Genomic DNA, 1,682 nt, shown 5'->3' with positions numbered 1-1,682 from the left:
CCTTAAGTGAAATTTTAAATTCCGGTTTTATGGGCTTTTTTTCTCTCAAACTGGAATTTAGTCTTGCACAAGCATTTTTTATTATTCATGATTGTAAGTGGTTATCTGTCTGCCAGGGAGAATTAATTATGGCAAACAAAAAGAAAAGACAACGTCATTTAACTCTTACTGACAGAACTTATATTGAACAAGAAATCACATGCGGTTCTACATTTAAAAGCATTGGTTCAGCACTTGGAAAAGACCCAACCACAATCGCTAAAGAAGTTAAGCTTCATTCAGAAATAATTGAAGCTACAGATGTCGCAACGAGCTGTCGCAATTGCATTAATTATGATGATTGCGAAATCCATAACTTATGCGGAAACAAGCATTGCAAGAGAAAATGCAAGCAATGTTTCACTTTTAGACGACGCGTTACATGCCCATCTGAAGATTTTTTTACATGCGATATTCCTTTCAAGCCACCATATGTTTGTAACGGTTGCGAGAATCGCCCCACTTGCCATCTTGAAAAGCATGTGTACCATGCCCGAAAGGCTCAAACCACATACGAAGCCACTCTCGTACGCTCACGTGTCGGAATCAACCTGACACCACAAGAATTGGATGAACTTAATTCTATGATTTCCCCTTTGATTAAAAAGGGACAACCATTGAGTCACATTTTCGCTGTTCATGCTGATGACATACCTGTTTGTAGAAGAACACTCTACAATTATCTGGATCAACGAGTTTTTGATGCTAGAAATATTGACTTGCATAGACGTGTTCGCTACAAAAAGCGTCGCGCTAAACATTCTGTTTCAAGAGACATAACCCAACGTTATAGAAACAAACGTACTTATAAAGATTTCGAATTCTACATGGAACATCATCCAGATGCATCAGTTGTAGAATTGGACACTGTTAAAGGAACTCGAGAAACCGGCAAATGTCTTTTGACGCTTTTATTTAGAAGCTGCAATTTCATGCTCATTATTCTCCTTCCTAGGTGTTCTCAGGAATGCGTAATCAACGCCATTAATAATCTTGTTGAGACTATTACTCTACGACTTTTTAGAAAATATTTTGAAGTCATTCTCACTGATAATGGTGCAGAATTTAAAAATCCATGGGATATCGAGAAAGGCCCTGATGGAAAGCATCGATGCTATGTATTCTACTGTGATCCATATGCATCTAATCAAAAAGGGAAATTGGAAAAGAATCATGAATACATTAGATATGTGATTCCTAAAGGAAAGAGCATGCAAAACTTTACTCAAGCTGACATGAACAAACTCGCCAGCCACATCAACTCAACTGCTCGCGACAGCCTAAATGGTGCAACTCCATTTGCACTTTCAAAGCTACTTATCGACAAAAGAATTCCGATTCTAACAGGACAATATGAAGTCTCGCCAGACGACATCCTATTAAAACCGGAACTCTTAGAAAAATAATATTTTAGAGCAGACAGGTAACCACTCAATCATCATTTTTACTTAATGACGGGTGGAATTTACTTTTGCTCAATTATTTCCAGTCGTCTGTTTGCCATGCAAACAAACAGACTCTGTAAAACGATTTTATCACGTTTTACAGAGTCGTCAAATGTAGTTTTGATTGTAAATAATTGTAAAAAACTCAACTGAGGCGTTTTTGATGTTCTTTGCCAGAAGTTAGTTTTTCATTTGAGC

1 protein-coding gene is annotated in these 1,682 nt (G+C 37.3%); it reads left to right on the top strand.

What is annotated here, in order from left to right; all coding sequences use genetic code 11:
* Positions 1-29 precede the first annotated feature (29 nt).
* Entirely contained in the window at positions 30-1,445 is a 1,416-nt protein-coding gene (locus tag BLP54_RS15540; RefSeq protein WP_090171562.1) for an IS30 family transposase, read from the top strand.
* Positions 1,446-1,682: the final 237 nt, after the last annotated feature.

The organism is Pseudobutyrivibrio sp. 49, assembly GCF_900100545.1.
Taxonomy (GTDB): domain Bacteria; phylum Bacillota; class Clostridia; order Lachnospirales; family Lachnospiraceae; genus Pseudobutyrivibrio.
The sequence above is the reverse complement of the archived record's forward strand: the minus strand, read 5'-3'. Positions and strand labels throughout refer to the sequence as shown.

Bases quoted from the DNA above. Each gene is read 5' to 3' on its own strand.
- BLP54_RS15540 (WP_090171562.1), top strand. From the start codon at position 30: ATGGGCTTTTTTTCTCTCAAACTGGAATTTAGTCTTGCACAAGCATTT.